Origin of the sequence: Halorubrum sp. Ib24, from assembly GCF_002252745.1 — an archaeon.
Lineage (GTDB): Archaea > Halobacteriota > Halobacteria > Halobacteriales > Haloferacaceae > Halorubrum.
Window position 1 is genome coordinate 144,796 of record NZ_NHOX01000008.1, and the last position, 17,571, is coordinate 162,366.

Annotated in this window: 14 protein-coding genes; 4 read left to right on the forward strand and 10 right to left on the reverse strand. The window is 69.7% G+C overall.

Annotated elements, in window-relative coordinates; genetic code table 11:
* Positions 1 to 45: 45 nt before the first annotated feature.
* Together DJ82_RS02025 and DJ82_RS15435 are read right to left on the reverse strand one after the other, a co-directional pair.
* Complete coding sequence (locus tag DJ82_RS02025; protein ID WP_094557212.1) at positions 46 to 909, reverse strand: TIGR01548 family HAD-type hydrolase; 864 nt, start codon at positions 907 to 909, stop codon at positions 46 to 48.
* 64 nt (positions 910 to 973) lie between these two features.
* Entirely contained in the window at positions 974 to 1,492 is a 519-nt protein-coding gene (locus DJ82_RS15435) for a UPF0146 family protein (protein WP_094527801.1), read from the reverse strand.
* 39 nt (positions 1,493 to 1,531) lie between these two features.
* Here DJ82_RS15435 and DJ82_RS02035 point away from each other — a divergent pair, with 39 nt between their 5' ends.
* The 3 genes from DJ82_RS02035 to DJ82_RS02045 all read left to right on the forward strand — a co-directional run bounded on the left by DJ82_RS02035 (position 1,532) and on the right by DJ82_RS02045 (position 3,655).
* Positions 1,532 to 2,053, forward strand: a complete 522-nt coding sequence (locus DJ82_RS02035) for an archaemetzincin family Zn-dependent metalloprotease (RefSeq protein ID WP_094525630.1) — start codon at positions 1,532 to 1,534, stop codon at positions 2,051 to 2,053.
* Positions 2,054 to 2,097: 44 nt separating this feature from the next.
* Positions 2,098 to 2,397, forward strand: a complete 300-nt coding sequence (locus DJ82_RS02040) for a DUF6432 family protein (protein WP_094525628.1) — start codon at positions 2,098 to 2,100, stop codon at positions 2,395 to 2,397.
* 103 nt (positions 2,398 to 2,500) lie between these two features.
* Positions 2,501 to 3,655, forward strand: a complete 1,155-nt coding sequence (locus tag DJ82_RS02045) for an aminomethyltransferase family protein (RefSeq protein WP_094580934.1) — start codon at positions 2,501 to 2,503, stop codon at positions 3,653 to 3,655.
* Positions 3,656 to 4,182: 527 nt separating this feature from the next.
* Here DJ82_RS02045 and DJ82_RS02050 read toward each other — a convergent pair.
* From DJ82_RS02050 to DJ82_RS02080, 8 genes are all read right to left on the reverse strand, one after another.
* A complete protein-coding gene (locus DJ82_RS02050) occupies positions 4,183 to 5,361 on the reverse strand; it encodes an inorganic phosphate transporter (protein ID WP_094525624.1) in 1,179 nt (392 codons plus the stop codon).
* A complete protein-coding gene (locus DJ82_RS15440; protein ID WP_254922009.1) occupies positions 5,361 to 5,489 on the reverse strand; it encodes a hypothetical protein in 129 nt (42 codons plus the stop codon). The genes DJ82_RS02050 and DJ82_RS15440 overlap by 1 nt, the downstream gene beginning before the upstream one ends.
* Before the next feature lie 311 nt (positions 5,490 to 5,800).
* On the reverse strand, positions 5,801 to 6,346 hold the full coding sequence (locus tag DJ82_RS02055) for a metallophosphoesterase (protein WP_094580935.1): 546 nt from the start codon (positions 6,344 to 6,346) through the stop codon (positions 5,801 to 5,803).
* Between the two features lie 387 nt (positions 6,347 to 6,733).
* Entirely contained in the window at positions 6,734 to 9,670 is a 2,937-nt protein-coding gene (locus DJ82_RS02060; RefSeq protein WP_241881379.1) for a replication factor C small subunit, read from the reverse strand.
* Positions 9,671 to 9,757: 87 nt separating this feature from the next.
* Positions 9,758 to 10,681 carry a DUF5995 family protein gene (locus DJ82_RS02065; protein WP_094580936.1) on the reverse strand — a complete coding sequence of 308 codons (924 nt, stop codon included), beginning with the start codon at positions 10,679 to 10,681 and terminating at the stop codon, positions 9,758 to 9,760.
* 82 nt (positions 10,682 to 10,763) lie between these two features.
* On the reverse strand, positions 10,764 to 11,711 hold the full coding sequence (locus DJ82_RS02070; protein WP_094580937.1) for an electron transfer flavoprotein subunit alpha/FixB family protein: 948 nt from the start codon (positions 11,709 to 11,711) through the stop codon (positions 10,764 to 10,766).
* Positions 11,711 to 12,499, reverse strand: a complete 789-nt coding sequence (locus tag DJ82_RS02075; protein ID WP_094580938.1) for an electron transfer flavoprotein subunit beta/FixA family protein — start codon at positions 12,497 to 12,499, stop codon at positions 11,711 to 11,713. Before DJ82_RS02075 ends, DJ82_RS02070 begins: the two co-directional genes overlap by 1 nt.
* 105 nt (positions 12,500 to 12,604) lie before the next feature.
* Positions 12,605 to 13,936, reverse strand: coding sequence for a hypothetical protein (locus DJ82_RS02080; protein WP_094580939.1), 1,332 nt, complete (start codon positions 13,934 to 13,936; stop codon positions 12,605 to 12,607).
* Positions 13,937 to 14,114: 178 nt separating this feature from the next.
* Between DJ82_RS02080 and DJ82_RS02085 the strand changes: the two genes are divergently transcribed.
* Positions 14,115 to 14,438 carry a hypothetical protein gene (locus tag DJ82_RS02085; protein ID WP_094580940.1) on the forward strand — a complete coding sequence of 108 codons (324 nt, stop codon included), beginning with the start codon at positions 14,115 to 14,117 and terminating at the stop codon, positions 14,436 to 14,438.
* The last annotated feature ends 3,133 nt before the right edge of the window (positions 14,439 to 17,571 follow it).

The following is a 17,571-nucleotide window of genomic DNA, read 5'->3' on the forward strand; positions in this document are numbered from 1 at the left end:
TCGCGGCAAGCGTCCCCGCGAGCGACGGGTATCGCTTCGCCTCGGCTACTCCAGCAGCTCGACCAGTTCGTTCACGTCCTCGACGACGGCGTCGGCCCCGTTCTCGGCGTACTTCCGTCGTCCCTCCTCGCCGGTCAGGCCGCCGGTGAGGACGCCGACTCCGTAGTAGACCCGGCTCGCGTCCTCGTCGTCGGCGTTGCGCGCGGTCCGCACGTCGTCGAGGGTGTCGCCGGCGAAGGCGACGCGCTCCGCGCCGAACCGCTCCGCGAGCGCGACGAGCGCGCGGGGGTGCGGCTTCCCCTCCTCCCAGTCGTCCATCGTGAACCGCCGGTCCTCGGGGACGTCGAGGCCGACGCGCTCCAGGGCGATCTCCGCCTCGGCCGCGGGTCGCCCCGTCAACACGCCGACGTCGAACCGCTCGGTGAGGTCGGCGATCGTCTCGGGGTCGACGAGCGTCGGCTCGTCGTGGATGTACCCCGGCGCCGACAGCGGCGGCTCCCCGCCCTCCAGCTCGCGGTACAACTCCTCGCCGAGGTACAGCGCTTGGAACGTCTCGCGGAGGCGTTCGGTGTCCCACTGGTCTCGCACCCGGGCCTGCGCGACTCGGGGGAGGTCGCCGACGACCGCTTTCGCCGCGGCGAGGCCGCCCCCGGCCTCGGCGACCCGGTCGGTGAACGCGTCGGGGTCCATCCCGAGGCCCTCGCGGCGGGCCAGCACGTACAGCGCGGCGGCGTCCGTCAGCTCCCAGTCGTTGTTGAACCCGCCGGCGTCTTTGAACGCCTGGACCGTGTCGCGGTCGATCGTCTTGCCGCACACCCTGTCGACGGACTCGATTATCGCCCGTCGATACGAGTCGCCCACGTCGACGAGGACGCCGTCGATGTCGAGAACGACTGCGTCGACCTGCATACCCGTACGCCGGCAGGTGGGGGAAAGAACGTTCGGGTTCGCGGCCGATTCGGCCGGAACTCCGTCACCGTCCGCGATCGACGCCCGGGGATTCGGGCCCCGCCGAGCCGCCGCGAGCGACGTAGACGGTGGTTCCGGAGAGCGACCGGCGACCGACCGGCACCGTCGGCTCCTCGAAGCCGAGAGTCGTGAACAGGCACGCGGCGTCGAGGCGCTCGGCGAGCGCGACCGTCGGGCGCTGGAGCTCCGCCGGGAGGTTACACGCGTACACCGCGTCGAACTCGCCCTCGGACGGATGGGCCTCGGTCGAGTCGGCCTCGGCTCCCGCTTCGGCGTCCGTCGCCGCCGCGAGAGCCAGCACGTCGGCCTCGACGGCGCGCAGCGATCCCGCGACCGTCGCCGCCTCGGTCTCCCGGGCGGTCGCCAGCGCGCGCTCGCCGACGGCGACGTCGATCGCGACGACGTCGCGGCCGCGCTCGGCGAGCGACCGCGCGACTCCGGGGCGGTCGCCGACGCCGACCTCTAGCAGCCGGTCGTGGCGGGCGAGCTCCTCGACGAGCGCGAGGCGGGGTGGCGAGACCACGGCGCGGGCTTTATGATTGGGGCGGTCATAAGCGGTTCCATGCTCGTGGACATCGTCCCCGTCGGGGAGGTCACCCCCCGCGTGAAACGGGAGGCCTCCGCCGCGCTCCGATCGGTGTACGACTGTGACGTCACGGTCCACGACGATCAGCCGATCCCCGAGACCGCCTACGACGAGGGTCGCGACCAGTACCGCGCCGAGGACCTGATCGAGACGGTCAGCCGGGTCGGCGGCGGCGAGAAGAACATCGGAATCACCCCGCAGGACCTCTACTACCGCCGCCGGAACTACGTGTTCGGACTGGCGTACCTCAACGGCAACGGCTCCGTGATCTCGACACACCGGCTCCGCACCTCCTCCGACGGGGGCGTGTCCACGAAGCCCGCGGTCGACGTGTTCTCCGACCGCGTCCGAAAGGAGGTCGTCCACGAGATCGGCCACACCCTCGGGCTGGAGCACTGCGACAACAGCAAGTGCGTCATGTCCTTCTCCCCGACCGTCCGCGAGGTCGACGTGAAAGAGGAGAACCTCTGCGGCTCCTGTTCGCGGCTGGTCCGGTAGCGCTCGCCGGTAGAGGTAAACCCCGTCCTGTTTAACTAACGCGCATGGCCGCAAAGCCGGAATACCGCGACCGGCCCGACGTCGAGGTCGCGCTGCTGGACGCGCTCGTCGACCGCGGCGACGAGGGGATGACGGTGCTGGAGCTGCGCGCGGCCGTCGACGCCGACATCGACGCCGTCGAGGAAGCGCTCTCAGCCCTGAAAGAGGACTCGCTCATCACCGTCGAGAGCGAGGAGCGGGTCCGCGTCTACGCGCACGATCGCGTGATCCCCGATCCCGAGGCGCCGGCCGACGACCCGCCGGGAGGGATCGTCGACACGATCCGGGACCGGCTCGGGCTGTAAGTCCGTCCGCCCTCGCGCCGCCGCGGTCGCGTCGCGACCGAACGCGCTCGCGACCCGACGACGAGCCAGCGACCTTTTGCCGCTCCCCGGCGTCGATCGGGGTATGACTCTCGTCTCCGGCACGCACGGCGCCCACGGCGCGACGTACCGCGACCGCGGCGGCCGTCAGGTGGTCGACCACTACGGGAAGCCAGAGCGGGTCGGGAAGGCGGTCCGCAACGTCGTCGGCGCGATCGAGATGGGGTACGGAGTGCTCGCGATCACCGGCGACGACCGCGTCGAATTCGTCGACAACGCCGTCTCCAACCGCGTCCCGGCCGAGGACGGGCAGGGAGTGTACGCGCTCCTGCTCGACCCCCAGGGGGGTATCGAGACGGACATGTACGTGTACAACGCCGACGAGCGACTGCTCGTGTTCCTCCCGCCCGAGCGCACCGAAGACGTCGCCGAGGACTGGTCGGACAAGGTGTTCATCCAGGACGTGACTGTCGAGGACGCCTCCGACGAGTTCGGCGTGTTCGGCGTCCACGGGCCCAAGTCGACCGAGAAGGTCGCCTCGGTGCTCGGCGGCCCGGGCGCCCCCGAGAAGCCGCTCTCCTTCGTTCGCGGCTCGATGGTCGACGCGGGCGTCACCGTCATCGCGAGCGACGCCCCCCTCGGCGAGGAGGGCTACGAGGTCGTCTGCGCGGCCGACGACGCCGAGGAGGTGTTCGACACGCTGATCAACCGCGGGCTCAACGCGGCCCCGTTCGGCTACCGGACGTGGGACGCGCTCTCCGCCGAGGCGGGCACGCCGCTCTTCGAGTACGAGCTGGAGGGAACGGTGCCGAACGTCCTCGGCCTCCGCAACGCCCTGGACTTCGAGAAGGGTTGTTACGTCGGACAGGAGGTCGTCTCTCGCGTCGAGAACCAGGGGCGGCCAAGCCGACGGCTCGTCGGGCTACGGCTCGACGGACTCGCCGACGCGACCGGCGCGATCGACGGCGACGCCGACCCGGAGGGCTACGACGAGGTCCTCCCGACGTCCGGCGCGGCCGTCTTCGCCGGCGACGAGGCGGTCGGCGAGGTGACCCGCGCGGCGGTCGGTCCCGCCTCGGGCGGTCCGATCGCGCTGGCGCTGGTCCGGTTCGACGCCGACCTCGATCCGGTCACCGTGCGCGTCGACGGCGAGGAGGTCGCGGCGACGCGCGCCGCCCTGCCGTTCGTCGACGGGAGCGCACGGTCCGGGCGGATTCCGACGTACCCGGGCGACGAGTAGCCGATATCGATGCTAATACACTCACGCTCGCGGTCGGCGCGTGCCGCCGAGCGCCCGTAGGGCGCGAGGTGCACGCGCGAGGGAGCCGGTGAGCGCTCGCAGAGCGCGAACCGCGAGGCTGGGGAGGCGTGAGGCTGCGGCTGCGGTTGCGGTGCGGGGTGGACTCAAAGGGGCAGCCGCGAGGACGGCGCAGGCGTTCACGAGAGCTCCGCTCTCGTGAGCCAATCAGAACGTTACGCGTTCTGATGACGACGCAAGCACCGTAATGAGGGAGCGATAGCGACCGAGTGAGGCGCGAAGCGAGCGTGCGCCGTCCTCGCGGCCGGGGCTTTGGCGGTGTTCACCATCGATCGGCAGTCACCGGGTATAAACGAGCGGCTGAGGCTTTGGACACCTTCCGTCGATCCACCAACAGGCATGTATAAACGAGCGGTTGTGGCTTCGCGGGCATTCACCGATGCCTCGCGGACAATCCCGTTCATATACAACTACCCGAATTCCGACGGCTTCGACGCTCGTCACCTCGCTCAGAGCACGAACTGCACGGCCGAGTAGATCCCGTAGCCGAGCGCGAGCGACCCCACGAGCGACCCGATCCACGCGAACACCGTGTATCCCATCTTCGCCCGGCTCACGCCCGCGTCGCCGGCGGCGTAGCCGGCGCCGACGATCGCGGAGACGATGATCTCGTTGAACGAGACGGGGATCCCGAACGCGACCGCGGTCTGCGCGATCGCGAACGAGGGGATGAGCGCCGAGATCGACCGCCGCGGTCCCATCGACGCGTAGTCCTGCGAGATCGCCTTGATCATCCGCGGCGCCCCGGTCCAGGAGCCGGCCAGCAGGCCGACGCCGCCGCCGACGAGCAGCGCCCACAGGGGAATCCCCGCGTCGCCGACGAACAGGGGAACGAGCGGCCCGATCGCGAGTCCCACCTGCGACCCGCCGGCGGAGAACGCGACGAGCCCGCCCATCGCGAGCAGGAACCGGCGCTGGGCCCCCTCGCGGTCGCGACCGAGGTCGAGATACACCGCGGCGGTGACGACCGCCGCCACCGCGACCGTGACGAGCGGGGTCCCGATCGCGCCGACGCCGAGCTCCGGACCGACCGTCTCGGAGAGCGACGCCTGTTCGCCCGGCGGGCCCAACAGCGCGAACCCGACGTTCGCGACGATCACGCCGACGAGCCCCGCGAGCGCCGCGGTGAGCGGTCGCTCCGGGAGGCGCTCGCCGATCAGCGACCGCGCCACGACGTAGGCGATGCCGCCGCCGACGAACGGCGTGAGCACCCACAGCGTGAGGATCTCGGAGTACTTCGGCCAGGCGGGATCGCCGCCCATCGCGAGGCCGACCCCGACTACCGCGCCGGTGACCGTGAACGCGGTCGCGATCGGGTACCCCGCGAACACGCCGATCGCGACGAGTCCCGCGGCGGTGACCAGCGCGACGATGGCCGCGCCGGCGGTGAGCGTGACGCCGCCGATCAGCTCGGTGCCGACCGCCTCGGTCACGTTTGCGCCCTGCAACACCGCGCCGAGCAGCCCCAACACCCCCACGATCAGGCCGGCGCGCATCACGGAGATCGCGTTCGCGCCGACCGCCGGGGCGAACGGGGTCGACCCCGACGAGCCGGCGCCGATAGACCACGCCATGAAGAGGCTCGCCGCGCCGGCGACGCCGAGGGTGAGAACGGTGGCGACGACCATTACCGCTGGCCGTCCTCGTACCCTTCGCGGAGTCCGGTCAAGGTGCGCCGGACGAGCAGAAACCCGAAGAAGAAGAGCCCGAGCAGGCCGACGAGAATAATGACGAACAGCGGTTCTACCGAGAGCATACTGTCGAATCCGTCGGGACGGTGTTATGCGTTTCGGCACCCGCGTCCCCCGGGGTGACTAAAGCACGTCTTTGTCCCTAAGCTAGGTATAAGATATCGCCGGCGTAACGTGGAAACGCGACCCCCGCTTCGGCCCTCTACCCCGAGATCGCTTCGGGTCGAACGGTTCGGTCCGTCGACGACCCCCGCTTCCCCTGCCCCCTCCATCCGGCCGGCCGGTCCTCTACCGGCCGTCCCGAGCCCTCGACGCGGTCCGCCTCACGGGGTGTCGCGTCCCGCCCGCGGAGGGGGAGGGCGCGGGCGGCGTCTTCTCACGGCTCGATCCGGAACGTCTCGAAGACCTCGCCGTCCGGCGTGACGAGCCGCCCGTCGAGCGCGTTCGCCGCGCCGGGACTCGTCTCGCCCCCGGCCCCCGTCGACACCGGGTCCAGTTCGGCGTGCGCCGGCCGGTTTCCCCGCCTCCGCGCGTGGCTTCCCGGGTTCACGATCGGCAGCCCGCCGGTGTCGTCGAACCGCGGGCGGTGGCTGTGGCCGCAGATCACGGCGTCCGCGTCGCGCCCCCGACCGAGCATGACCAGCCCGGTGTCCCCGCTGCGGTGGCGGTGGGTGACCGCGAACCGCACGCCCGCGTACTCGACCGTCCGGACCTCCGGGAGTCGATCGCGGATCGCGGCGTCGTCGTTGTTGCCGTACACGCCGCGGAGCGTCCGCGCCGCCGACTCGAAGGCGTCGAGCACCGGCTCGCGGTGAAAGTCGCCCGCGTGGACGACGAGGTCGGCCGCGCGGACCGCCTCCGCGGTGCGCCCCTGCAGCTTCGACTCCTCGTGCGAGTGGGTGTCTGAGACGACGACGAGCATTCTGTACCCCTCATCGGTGCGCGCTCGGCTTAAAAAGCGCGTCCCGGAACAGCGGTTATGATTTATATCTGAAGGCGCCTGCGGTGGCGCGCGCCTGCAAGCGGCCGCCACCGGCGGCCGCGAGGAGCGCCGCGCGAGGGACGCCGCGAGCGCCTTTATAAGGCGCGAGCGGCGAGGCCGGGGAGGTGTGAGGTACGGTCGCTGTGCGGGACGGGATTCAAAGGGGGGTTGGGGCTTTGGAGGCGTTCATCGTCGATCCGGTGTCACCCGCTTATAAGCGAGCGGCTGGAGCTTCGGAGACGATTAGGACGCCGCTCCCAACGCCGATCCCGTATACATAACCGCGTTCACGCGCCGCGATCGGAACGAGGCGCGACCGGAACCGACCTATTCTTCTAACGAAAGCGACGCGAGCAGCGACTCCAGCTGGACCTGCTCGTTGGCCCCCTCCGCGATCCGGTAGTCGGCCTCGCCGATCCGCTCCATCAGCGCGACCGCCTCGCGCTCGCTCAGGTCGAACTCCCAGACGGAGCGGTGGAGCTGGTCGATCACGTCGCCGCCGGCCATCCCGGTCTCCGTGAGGAGGGTATCGAGGGTGGCCCGGGCCCGCGAGAAGTCGCCCTCCAGGGCGTTCGTCACCATCGACTCGATCTCCTCGGGGGGGGCGGTGGCCGTGATCGCGTACACCGCCTCCTCGTCGACGACGTCGCCGGTCGTCGCCGCCGCCTGCAGCGAGTTGATCGCGCGGCGCATGTCGCCGTCGGCCGCGTACACGAGGGCGTCGACCCCCTCGTCGGTCACCTCGATCCCCTCCGCGGCCGCGATCTCGCGCGTCTGCGAGGCGACGGCCGCGTCCGAGAGCGGCGAGAAGCGGAAGACGGCGCAGCGCGACTGGATCGGGTCGATGATCTTCGACGAGTAGTTACACGAGAGAATGAAGCGCGTGTTGTCGGAGAACTGCTCCATCGTCCGGCGGAGCGCTGACTGGGCGTCAGACGTGAGCGAGTCCGCCTCGTCGAGAAACACGATCCGGAAGTCGCCGCCGAACGACGAGCGCGCGAACCCCTTGATCCGGTCGCGAACCACGTCGATGCCGCGCTGGTCGGAGGCGTTGAGTTCGAGGAAGTTGCCGCGCCAGTTGTCCTCGCCGTACACCTGACGGGCGATGGCGGTGGCGGCGGTGGTGTTATGCATCACCGTCGGATTCTCCCCGGCGACGTAGTTTCGCGTCCCCGGGACGGTCAGGTCGTAGACGCGCTCGTCGGCCGCCACGCTCTCGACCGTTTCTACCTCGTCGTACCGCAGATCGGCGTTTGCGATCCGAGACGCCTTATCAAGGAGTTCGACGGTTTCCAACGATAGCCAATCCGTGGCGATCTCCCTGAGGCGATCTGCTACCGTTTCGAGCCGGGTAAGCGACGTCAACGTAGAGTCGTCTGATCGAAGAAGATTCGTGAGATCTGGCGTCTCTATCTGGAGACCGTCCACGACTTCGGCGTACTCCACGCCGAGCAGATCGATACACTCGCTCAGTTCGGTCTCCACGTGATCGATCTGAACGTCTTCGACCGGTCGATCCAACTCTCCGAGTATTCGTACCACCCGATTCGCCCGCGGCGTCCGGCGACCGTCGCTGTATTCCAGGAGGCGATCCGAGCGCGCACCGACCACCTCAGAGACCTGCTTTCTGGTTTCGATCGGAGCGAGTTCCCCACGGCTCTCGATCCATGTCGTCGGGACGGCCGTCGCCGCTTCGAGTTCCGGTCGGATCGATTCGAGGCGTTCGAGCGCCCGTTGCGTGTTTTCGATCTGTTTCGTTGCGGCGTCGACCACGCTGTCCAGAACCGAACAGTAGCGCTCTCTTCCGGGCGACTCCGGGTTGAGACTCTTCGGGAGATGCTCGGTGATCGGGATCTCGAGCCGACGACAGAGATCCCGAAGAACGGTCTGGCTCGGGATCGTGTCGTAATTGGGGTTCGCCTCCTTCTGCGCGTGCTCGTCAAGCCGATCAGATTTGTGAGCGATGGTGAATCCGATCGCATCTCTGAACCGTCGCAGTTCCCGCGCTCCAGAGATATACAGCGCGTGACACGTCCGTTCGACACCAGATCCGTTGGTCGCAGACTTCTGGAGTTCCTTCCGGCGGGTGGAGATACCGAACGTCGTGAGGAGGTACGAAATCAGGGTGATGTGCCCTGAGTTTCGCTGCGTCAGTTCGATTATCCCGTTGGCGCTGACGTGGGCCTCGGCGTCGAACATGGCGCGCAGGAACGCGGCTCGCGCGTCCGTCCCGGCTGTGACGAGATTCGAGCCGATCCCCTTCTCGCCGCTCGCGCTCGCGAACGCGTCGAACACCGATTCCAGATAGTGGGTCAGCGTTCGGGAACCGATCGCGACGTAGGGGACGTCTTTTTGCGTCCCTCGCCTCGTTTCCACGTCGAACACGTCGTGTGCGGCCGAATCGAACGCGTCGAGCAGTGCGTCGTCGGTGTTGTAGAACTTGATCCGTCCACCGTCGATATGGGCTTCGCTGATCGCGAGGCCGACGAATCGTGCCAGCTCCGGCGTCACGTCCGTCGGTGGGGTAATCGAACGCGACCGACGGCCTTGTCTGACGTATTCGATCGCTTCGACGCCGTTCACCCAACTGTCCACGCCGTCGGCTGTCGCACGAAGCGCTGACAAGGGGACCGTCCGATCGAGGTTCAGGTCATCTGCGGTCTCGGCATCGAGCGTCACCTCTGTCCGCTCCGGGTTCATCTCGTCGTACCACCGCAGCGTCGGTCCAGTGGTCCGATTAGTCGCTGGCGTCGGCAGCCGGCTTGGCCGAGCGATCCGATCGCCGTCCGACAGCTCCCCAGCGGGAATCCACTCGAACCCCTCGTGGGTGATGACCCGGAGTTTATGTTCCGGAGTCACTCGGAACTCGGTGCCGTCACGAGTCGTTACCTCCACGAGTTCCTTGGCACGCTTTCCGAACACGTGCGACGGTTCAACGTACTCGAAATCGTTCCGGTCGGTCATCGTCGCGATCCGAATCTCGTCTTCGGATTCGCCGAAACCGTCCGTGTCACCGACCACGTCTTCTATCGGCCTCACTCCGGAGTCAGTCAACACGGGCGTCTCACCGGTAACGCACTTCCCGACGCCGGCCGGCCCCGAAAAGAGCAGGTGCGGGATGTCGTCCTGTTCGATGTAGCTCTGAAGCCGTTCGACGATGTCCTCCTGGCCGTGGATGTCGTCGAGCGACTGCGGCCGGTACTTCTCGATCCAGATCTCCCGGCCGGTCGCGGTCGCAGCCGTCTGCTCGTCGGCCTCGCTCATGCCGGATCGGAGGGTCGGCGGGGTGATAAACGAACCGAGAACGGGTCGGCGACGGCGGCTCGCGGAGGCGGCCGGACCCGCCCGCTCCTACGTCCGACGCCGGACCGCCTCGCGGAACGCGGCCGCCGCGTCGACGTCGGTCTCCGCGTCACGTAGCCGCGCGCTCGCGTCGACGTCAGGTGCCAGCAGGGCCGCCGCGGCGCCGGTCGACACGGTCTCGGTCCGCCAGTCGACGTACGGCTCGCCGGCCCACGTCGGGAGGTCGGCGCGCAACACGGCGTTCCGCCAGGCGAACCAGCGGACCCCCTTCAGCCCGAGCAGCGCCAACCGGTCGTCGAGGGGGTCCAGCAGCCGGTCGATCCCGGCGATCTCGGTCGCGGCGTACGTCTCGGCGAGCGCGTCCTGCGCGGTCTGGACGAGCCGGGCGAGGACCGCGTTTATGCGGTCGTGGTCCTCGCGCTTCGCGTCGCGGTCGGGGTCGATCCCGACGTCGCCGAGCGTGTACGTGAGGTCGTAGGTGATGTGCGCGTTGACGCCCAGCAGGGCGTCCTGCGCGACGAGCGTCTCGCCCCGGGCCGCGGCGGCGAAGGCCATCAGCCACGGCCGCGGGAGCGCCTCGAACGCCCGCCGCTCGAACGCGACCAACGCCCGACGGTAGCGCTCCGCGAAGGCGACGAGGTACGACGCGGCCCACTCGGGGTCGACGAACGCGCCGTCGTCGATCGCGGTCCGAACGGTCGCCGTCATCCGGCTGTACACCGTGAGAAACACCGCGCGCCGGTCGCCGCGCTCTCGGAGGTACGACTCGGTCCGCGCCAGCCGCTCGTCGACGTCGGCGACGGACGTGAACGGGGCCGCGACGAGGTCGAGCAGTGCCGTGTCCGGCTCGTCGTCGCCCAATTCCGCGGCGACGGCGTCGAGTTCGACGTCGACGGCGGCCGCTCGCCGGATCCCGGTGAGCAGCGCTCTCGCCTCCTCGGTAGTCGGGACGGCCGCGCGGATCGGGATCATTTCGAGTCGACGGGAGCGCCGTCTGACCGTCCGCTACTCCGCCGGAGTCAAAGAACGTTGCTGCCGAGACGGGGGGTCCCGCCTACGCGAACTCGTCGACGAGTTCGGGGACGACCTCGAACAGGTCGCCGACGATGCCGTAGTCGGCGATGTCGAAGATCGGCGCGTTCGGGTCGGTGTTGATGGCGATTATGGTGTCGGACCCCTTCATCCCGGCGACGTGCTGGACCGCGCCGGAGATACCGACCGCGAGGTACACGTCGGGGGTGACGACCTTCCCGCTCTGCCCGACCTGCCGGTTCTTCGGGAGCCAGCCGTTGTCGACGATCGGCCGGGAGGCGGAAAGCGTCGCGCCGAGCGCGTCGGCGAGCTCCTCGACGAGCTCCAGGTTCTCCTCCTCCTCGATGCCGCGGCCGACCGAGACGAGCACGTCGGCGTCGGCGATGTCGACGTCGCCGCCGCCGACCTCTTCGAAGCCGGTGACGCGCGCGCCGGACTCGAGGAGGTCGACGTCGACCGACTCGATCGCGGCGTCGCCGACGCCCTCCGCGGGCGCCCACTCGCCGCCCCGGACCGTGAGCACGTGGCGGTCGCCGTCGACGTCGACGGTCGTCTCCACCTTCGAACCGTACATCTCGCGGGTGACCGTCAGGCCGCCGTCGTACTCGAAGCCGATCGCGTCAGTCACCAGCGGCAGGCTGCGGTCCTCGGCCACCGCGGGCGCGTAGTCGAGCCCGTTGACGGAGTTCGGCGCCACGACCGTGCCGGCGTCCGTCCGATCGAGCAGGGCCGCGATCGCCGCCTGGTGGACGTTGTGGTCGAACTCCTCCCCGTCGTCGACGACGTGGATCGCGTCCACGCCTTCGCGGTTCAGGTCCTCGGCGAAGCGGTCGACGTCGCCGCCGATGACGGCGACGTGGAGGTCGCCGCCGCGGGCGTCGGCGAGCTCTCGGCCGGCCGTGATCGCCTCGTAGGAGGCGTCGCGGAGCTCGCCGCGGCGGTGCTCCGAGACGACGAGCACGTCGGACATCACGCGCCCACCCCCTTGTCACGCAGGACCTCAGCGAGGCGTCCCGCGGCCTCGCTCGCGCCGCCCTCGATTATCTCGGCGTCGGACTCGCTCTCCGGCTCGTACATCGACGTGATCGCGAGCGCGCTCTCGACGTCCTCGGCGGTCAGTCCCAAGTCGGCGAGGTCCTTCGCGTCGATCTCCTTGCGCTGGGCCTGCCGGATGCCGCGCAGGCTCGCGTAGCGCGGCTCGTTGAGTCCGGTCTGGACCGTCAACACGGCGGGGAGGTCGACGTCGGTCAGCTCCTCGACGCCGCCCTCGAGCTCGCGGTGGACGTGGGCGACGTCCGCGTCCGCGTCGACCTCGAGGTCGTTGACGACCGCGGCGTGCTCGAAGCCGATCCGCTCGGCGAGCGCGACGCCGGTCGCGCCGAACCCGGTGTCGGCGGCCTGCACGCCGCCGAGCACGAGGTCCGGATCCTCGGCCTCGACGACGGCCTCGATCGTCGAGACCTTCGCGGCCACGTCGGCGAACCCGCCCTCGAAGGCGTCGTCCCAGACGCGGACCGCCCGGTCGGCGCCCTTCGCGAGCGCCATACGGATCGTCTCGTCGGCCCGCTCCGGCCCGATCGTGACGGTGACGACTTCGTCTGCGATACCGGCCTCGGCCAGCTGGACCGCGGCCTCGACCGCGTAGTCGTCCCACTCGTTGAGGTCGTACTCGAGGTCGGACTCCGCGATGTCTGTTCCCTCGATCGAGAAGTCGTCGTCGGCCTCAGCGACCTCCTTGACGGTCACCAGAACTTTCATGATAGTCACTGGGTCGCTCGCCGTGTAAGGGTTTTCGGAACGCCTCACTCGCCGCGAAGAGTTGGCTTCGCCCGGACCCCCGGAGCGGACCGAGCGACGACTTCCCTACCGCCTGTTGCGGTCGACGTGACCGTCGTCGTCGTTCGCGCTGTCGTCGTCCGCGCCGCCGCCGTCGTCGCCCCCGTCGCCGCCGTCGACGTCAGCGTCGTCGGGCAGCGAGATCAGGTTCTCGCGGCCCAATCGGAGCTTCTCGACGCGCCCCTCGTCGGCCATCGCCGACAGCAGCTGCGAGACCTTCGCGTCGGACCAGCCGGTCTCCGCGACGATGTCGGCCTGTCGCATCCGCCCGCCGTTGTCTGTCAGGAGCCGCTCGACTCGCTCCTCGTCCGAGAGCAGCGAGAGGTCCTCTTCGGGCTCCGCCTCCGTCGCCGCGTCGCCGTTCTCCCCGCCGACGGGACCGGCGGCGGCCGCACCCGAACTCGAGTCGTCGTCCGCGGTCGTCGCCCGAGAGACGCCGTCGCCGTTCGAACCGTTCGCGGTCGCCCCGCCGGCGTCGTTGTCTCCCATCCGCCGATAGGCGACGACGCTTCCCGCGATGAGCAGCGCGGCGACGAGGATCGCCGCGGTCAACATCTCCCACGGCGGCCCCGTGGTGCCCGCCGGCGCGTAGACGACGGCGACCCGCTCGTCCTCGCCGAACGTGCGCGGACCCTCGATCGTCACGGCGTTGTCGCGTATCTGGACGGTCGATCCGGGCGTTCCCGTGACGGCGTACCCGTCCGGCGTCGCGATCTCCAGCGTCTGCCCCTCACCGAGCGACCGGAGCCACGTTCCCTCGGGCGTCGTCAGCGCGTCGCCCACCACGAGGTTCTCGCCGTCGGCCCCGAGGAACTCCGTCCAGACGAACGTCAGGCGGAGTTCGCCGACGGCGGCCGTCCCCTCTTCGCCGACGTCGAACTCGGACGGGTCCTCGTGGACGATCACCTCGCGGTCGACGCTCTCGATCCGCATCGTCCGGTCCACGTTCCGACTCGCCTCCCGCGCGAGCCCCTCGAACAGCGCCGGGCCGGGGCCCACCTCGCCGTCGAGGAACCGTTGTCCGGCGGTCTCGAACGCCCTGACCTCCGTCTCGTCGGCGAGCGCGTACCTGACCGACACCTCCCACCGCGCGTCGCGGTCCGGCGTCGGCTCGATCCGGATCCGCGTCGCCGTGTTCGGGTCGAAGTCAGACTCGATCTGTCCGACGGGACCCGCGACGGCCTCGACGCTCGGCGACGCGAGGGAGACGTCGCTCGGCTGTCCGTGCGGGGCCGCCGCGTCGAGCGCCGGCGACGGCGAGGTCGCGACCGCGTCTCCGGCGACCGGCGCGACCCCGCCGCCGACGAGGAGGAGGGCGAACAGCGAGACGAGGAGGACGCGAGACGGGGGATTCCGCATGCACGTCGGTTCTCTCGTGGCCCGGGCAAAACGCTTTCCATAACCGGTTTGCGTCGGCGTAACGGGCGGTCCGCGACAGACCCGCCGTCCGCGACGGGCGCCGGTCGGCGTCGGCGTCACGGACTCGCGCTGGGTCGTCGAGGTGGATTTTTTATATCAGGAGGTGAACTCATGCGTGATGAGAGCCCTCTCGGTCTTCGTCGCGGTGTTGCTGCTGGTCGTCCCGGTCGCGGGGACGATGTCGCCAGCGGCCGCCGTCTCCGAGTCCCCGGCGGCCGTCGAGGCACCGGACTCGATCGCGCTCGACCCCGTCAGGCCGAACGCGGACGGCCCGATCGGACCGCCCGGCCCAGACGGGCCTCGCAGATCGACGGTCGAAACCTCACGTTCCGCAACAGCTCTCGGCGGCCGATCGACGCCACTCCCGGAGGCAGCGGCTTTCGCGGGCGCGAACCTCGGCCCGGCGCTTCTCTTCTGGTCGGCCGACGCCTGGGCCGCCTGAGCAGCGATCGTCGACCGGAGTCGAGAACGGCTTCAGACCAAAGCCCGAGCGCAGCGGCTCATTCACTCGCCGCACTCAGCCGCGTCGAGCGCAACGAGGTGATGCCTCCACCAGCGCCAGTCGAAGGCGTTACCAGAGCGCACGCCTCCGCAACCTCTCCGCACGGAACTCATCGACAATCGTCCGCAATCTCCGCCACTGCCCGGGAGTACGACGGGGCGGCTCGAGGCGATCGAACCGCCGCGGAGGGAGACCGCGGGCTTCAGCTCCGAACCGGGCTCGACGCAGCTATCAGGTCCGTTCCAGGTGTAACAACGGCCCCGTCGCGACCTCGCGCTCTCGACCGCCCGGGCGACCGCTCGCCCGGAGATCTACGTCGGAATCGAACGCGAGCCTTCGGTCACGGCTGGCGACGGATCGTCGACCGGCGGTACGGTTCGCGGAGACGTTCGAAAAACCGACCGCTAGGGGGCCCGGCGGCGGCGCGAATCAGCAACGACGAGCGAATCAAACGTGGCACGGCCGCGTACCCCGGAGACGGACGGCGCTTCCCGGGAGCCAGACGCGTTCGGGCCCGCGCGGTCCAGCGGGATCACATATCCCCGGCACGAGTTACGGGTTTGCCGCGCCTTCGTCAGCGCGGGACGGATGCAGGTGTTCGTCGAGCCACAGCGGATCACTCAGCGCCTTCCCCACGCCCGGCGTGCCTCACGAAGGCCGGTGGACGGCTTCAACGTAAACCGTCGAACGGAGCTACGGGGCCGGCGCCGTGACGGTACTCTCGACGAGAGACAGGCGACCCCGCTCCCGACGTCACCGTGACGAGAGCGTCGGAACGGCGAACGCCGAGCGATCGGCACAACGGACGCCGACGGTCGTCAGGACTCTCGCCGGCGGACTGCCGTCCGGCTCACCGGTCGCGGACGAGGCCCGCGCGTCGTCGTCGGACGACCTCCGACCGATCTCGACGCCCCGGCTCCGTCCGACGACGAGTAGCGCGGCGCGTGCTGGTCGCCGGCGCGCCGAAGCCGCGGACCGACTTCGCCGTGTGGTTCCAGTTGGCGTTCAACCTCCGGATTCGTTCGCGTGCTCTTTGTTCAGGTCCCGCCATCCTCTCATGCGGCCTTGCGCGCCGGTCCTCTCCCACTGGCGCTCTCGCGGCGGCTCGGGCACAGCTCGGCGGCACGAGCGCTCGCCGCGGGGGCCGCGCTGTTGTCAGACCCCTCCGGAGCGCTCGTGGACGCGTCGCCAGGCCCCAGCTCGCCCCGACGCCAGTCGACACTTTCCTGCTCCCGGAGGCCTTGCTCGTCGGCGGCTGTTCGGCGTCTGTCCGGTCCTCGCGAATAGGGCCACGGGACGCTACGTGGGGGCGGCCGCGGCCGTGCTCGGTCGTCGGCGCTGGCGCTCTGGTGGCCGCCAGCGGCCCTCGGGTTCGCCCGCCCACGCAGGGCGTGGACTCGCCCCGCGGCCGCAGGTGCCTGGCGCTCGCCGCGTCCCGTCCGTCGCCTCCTCGTCCGACGAACGGACCGGGAAAGACGATGTAACCCGGCGGTCTGCGACCCGTCGGTCCGATCCGGACGTTTTTAGGCGCCGGCGCGGCGCGGAGCGGGCACCCGTTGCTCGACCGCCTACCGACCACCCGGCGGTCTTCGAACCGGCAACCGCCGCTGGCGCGGCCTTACCGCTCCGATCGGGCGGCTCGCCCCGGTCGCCGGCAGTCCTAGCTGCTCGCGCATCACCGCGTCCTCGCGATGGCGGCCGTCGTTCCAACCGCTGCGTCGCCGCCTCCACGCGGCCGTCGAGCCGCGCGACGGCGGTCACTGGCGCTGCGGCGCCGGCGATCGGTTCCGGTCACGCACCGGCGGCGGCCGACCTCTCGACGCGAGCGAACTGACGTGCGCTGTCAGCGTCGACGGCGAGCCGCTCGCCGCGCCGCCAGGTGCCGTTCCTTTTCTGCGCCGGCTTCCCGGCCGACCGACCGGGCTGCCTTCAACTCGCTGCCAGCGACGAGCGATGGTTTCCGTCGGCCATCGGCGTCCGGTTCCGGATCGCGGGACGACGACCCCTCGAACGGGAACGGACGATCTCCCGTCGAGAATCGGTCGGCGGACGCCGGTCGCGGCGTAGAGGCGGTACGGTGGAGCTGGGATAGTAGAGCGACGGCGTCGCTCGCTACCGCGCGCTTCTCCTGGGGACCGGGGCGACCGTCGTAATCGTCGGGGTCTTCCGCGGCGTCGCCTGCTGGATGTGGTGTTCAACGCCTCGGTAGCCGCGGCTCGAACATCCGGTCGGGCCTCCTCCTCGTCGTAAGAAAGGATGATACGACGTTCGCGATCCGCTGGAGGACGGGGTTGTTGCTGGTAAGTCCGGACCCGACGCGAGACCTGGCCCCCGGGCTTCGCCGACGCGGCGCAGTTCCCGCAAGCCCCCTCGACGGGATTCGGCCAGTACCTCGATCGAGGCCCGCGACCTGACGGACGTCGAACGTGTCGTCGCCGGAAGGGGAGCCGCTCCGCGCCCGCGGTAGATATCACTCGGTACGCGCTTGCGAACTTCTCGAAACGCCTTCTCCATTCTGGTGCACGGCTCTGGTTTCGAGCCAAGTGGACGTCGTCGGCGTGTTCCTGCAGTCCCTGCGGTGCCGAACCCGTTGCCACACCCACGTCCGGATCATTTCGTGGTCGTCGCGCGCACTCCGACGCCGACAGACGACGAGCGGTGACGTCTCCTGTCCTCGTCATCGACTGTGCGCCGCCGTTCTCCGACCATGTCCAGAGGGCTTGCGCCCGCCGTGTTGTCCGTGAACGTTCCCGATTCGCGCCAGGAAGACGGGACTTTGGTCGCATGAGACAAGCCCTGGGCTTGATCCTGCCGCGACTTCTAGTACCGTGCCGGACGTGGCTCGAAGTCCTCTTAAGCGCTATCCGTTAACCCGCGGCGTGTCCTGTGACCCGCTCTCACCTCAAAGACCCGAAGTACGACCCGGACGAACGTACTTCTCCGCCGATGGACGAACGTGACAGAGACCGACGGCTGGCACCCTCGGGCGCGTGAGTCCCCGTCGGTCCCGTCCGGACCGCTTTGTCGCCCGCGACGATCCCCACCGTATGATCCCGACGACCGGAGCGGCCGT

Bases quoted from the DNA above. Each gene is read 5' to 3' on its own strand.
- DJ82_RS02025 (WP_094557212.1), bottom strand. From the start codon at position 909: ATGCAGGTCGACGCAGTCGTTCTCGACATCGACGGCGTCCTCGTCGAC.
- DJ82_RS02035 (WP_094525630.1), top strand. From the start codon at position 1,532: ATGCTCGTGGACATCGTCCCCGTCGGGGAGGTCACCCCCCGCGTGAAA.
- DJ82_RS02040 (WP_094525628.1), top strand. From the start codon at position 2,098: ATGGCCGCAAAGCCGGAATACCGCGACCGGCCCGACGTCGAGGTCGCG.
- DJ82_RS02045 (WP_094580934.1), top strand. From the start codon at position 2,501: ATGACTCTCGTCTCCGGCACGCACGGCGCCCACGGCGCGACGTACCGC.
- DJ82_RS02050 (WP_094525624.1), bottom strand. From the start codon at position 5,361: ATGGTCGTCGCCACCGTTCTCACCCTCGGCGTCGCCGGCGCGGCGAGC.
- DJ82_RS15440 (WP_254922009.1), bottom strand. From the start codon at position 5,489: ATGCTCTCGGTAGAACCGCTGTTCGTCATTATTCTCGTCGGCCTGCTC.
- DJ82_RS02055 (WP_094580935.1), bottom strand. From the start codon at position 6,346: ATGCTCGTCGTCGTCTCAGACACCCACTCGCACGAGGAGTCGAAGCTG.
- DJ82_RS02060 (WP_241881379.1), bottom strand. From the start codon at position 9,670: ATGAGCGAGGCCGACGAGCAGACGGCTGCGACCGCGACCGGCCGGGAG.
- DJ82_RS02065 (WP_094580936.1), bottom strand. From the start codon at position 10,681: ATGATCCCGATCCGCGCGGCCGTCCCGACTACCGAGGAGGCGAGAGCG.
- DJ82_RS02070 (WP_094580937.1), bottom strand. From the start codon at position 11,711: ATGTCCGACGTGCTCGTCGTCTCGGAGCACCGCCGCGGCGAGCTCCGC.
- DJ82_RS02075 (WP_094580938.1), bottom strand. From the start codon at position 12,499: ATGAAAGTTCTGGTGACCGTCAAGGAGGTCGCTGAGGCCGACGACGAC.
- DJ82_RS02080 (WP_094580939.1), bottom strand. From the start codon at position 13,936: ATGCGGAATCCCCCGTCTCGCGTCCTCCTCGTCTCGCTGTTCGCCCTC.
- DJ82_RS02085 (WP_094580940.1), top strand. From the start codon at position 14,115: ATGAGAGCCCTCTCGGTCTTCGTCGCGGTGTTGCTGCTGGTCGTCCCG.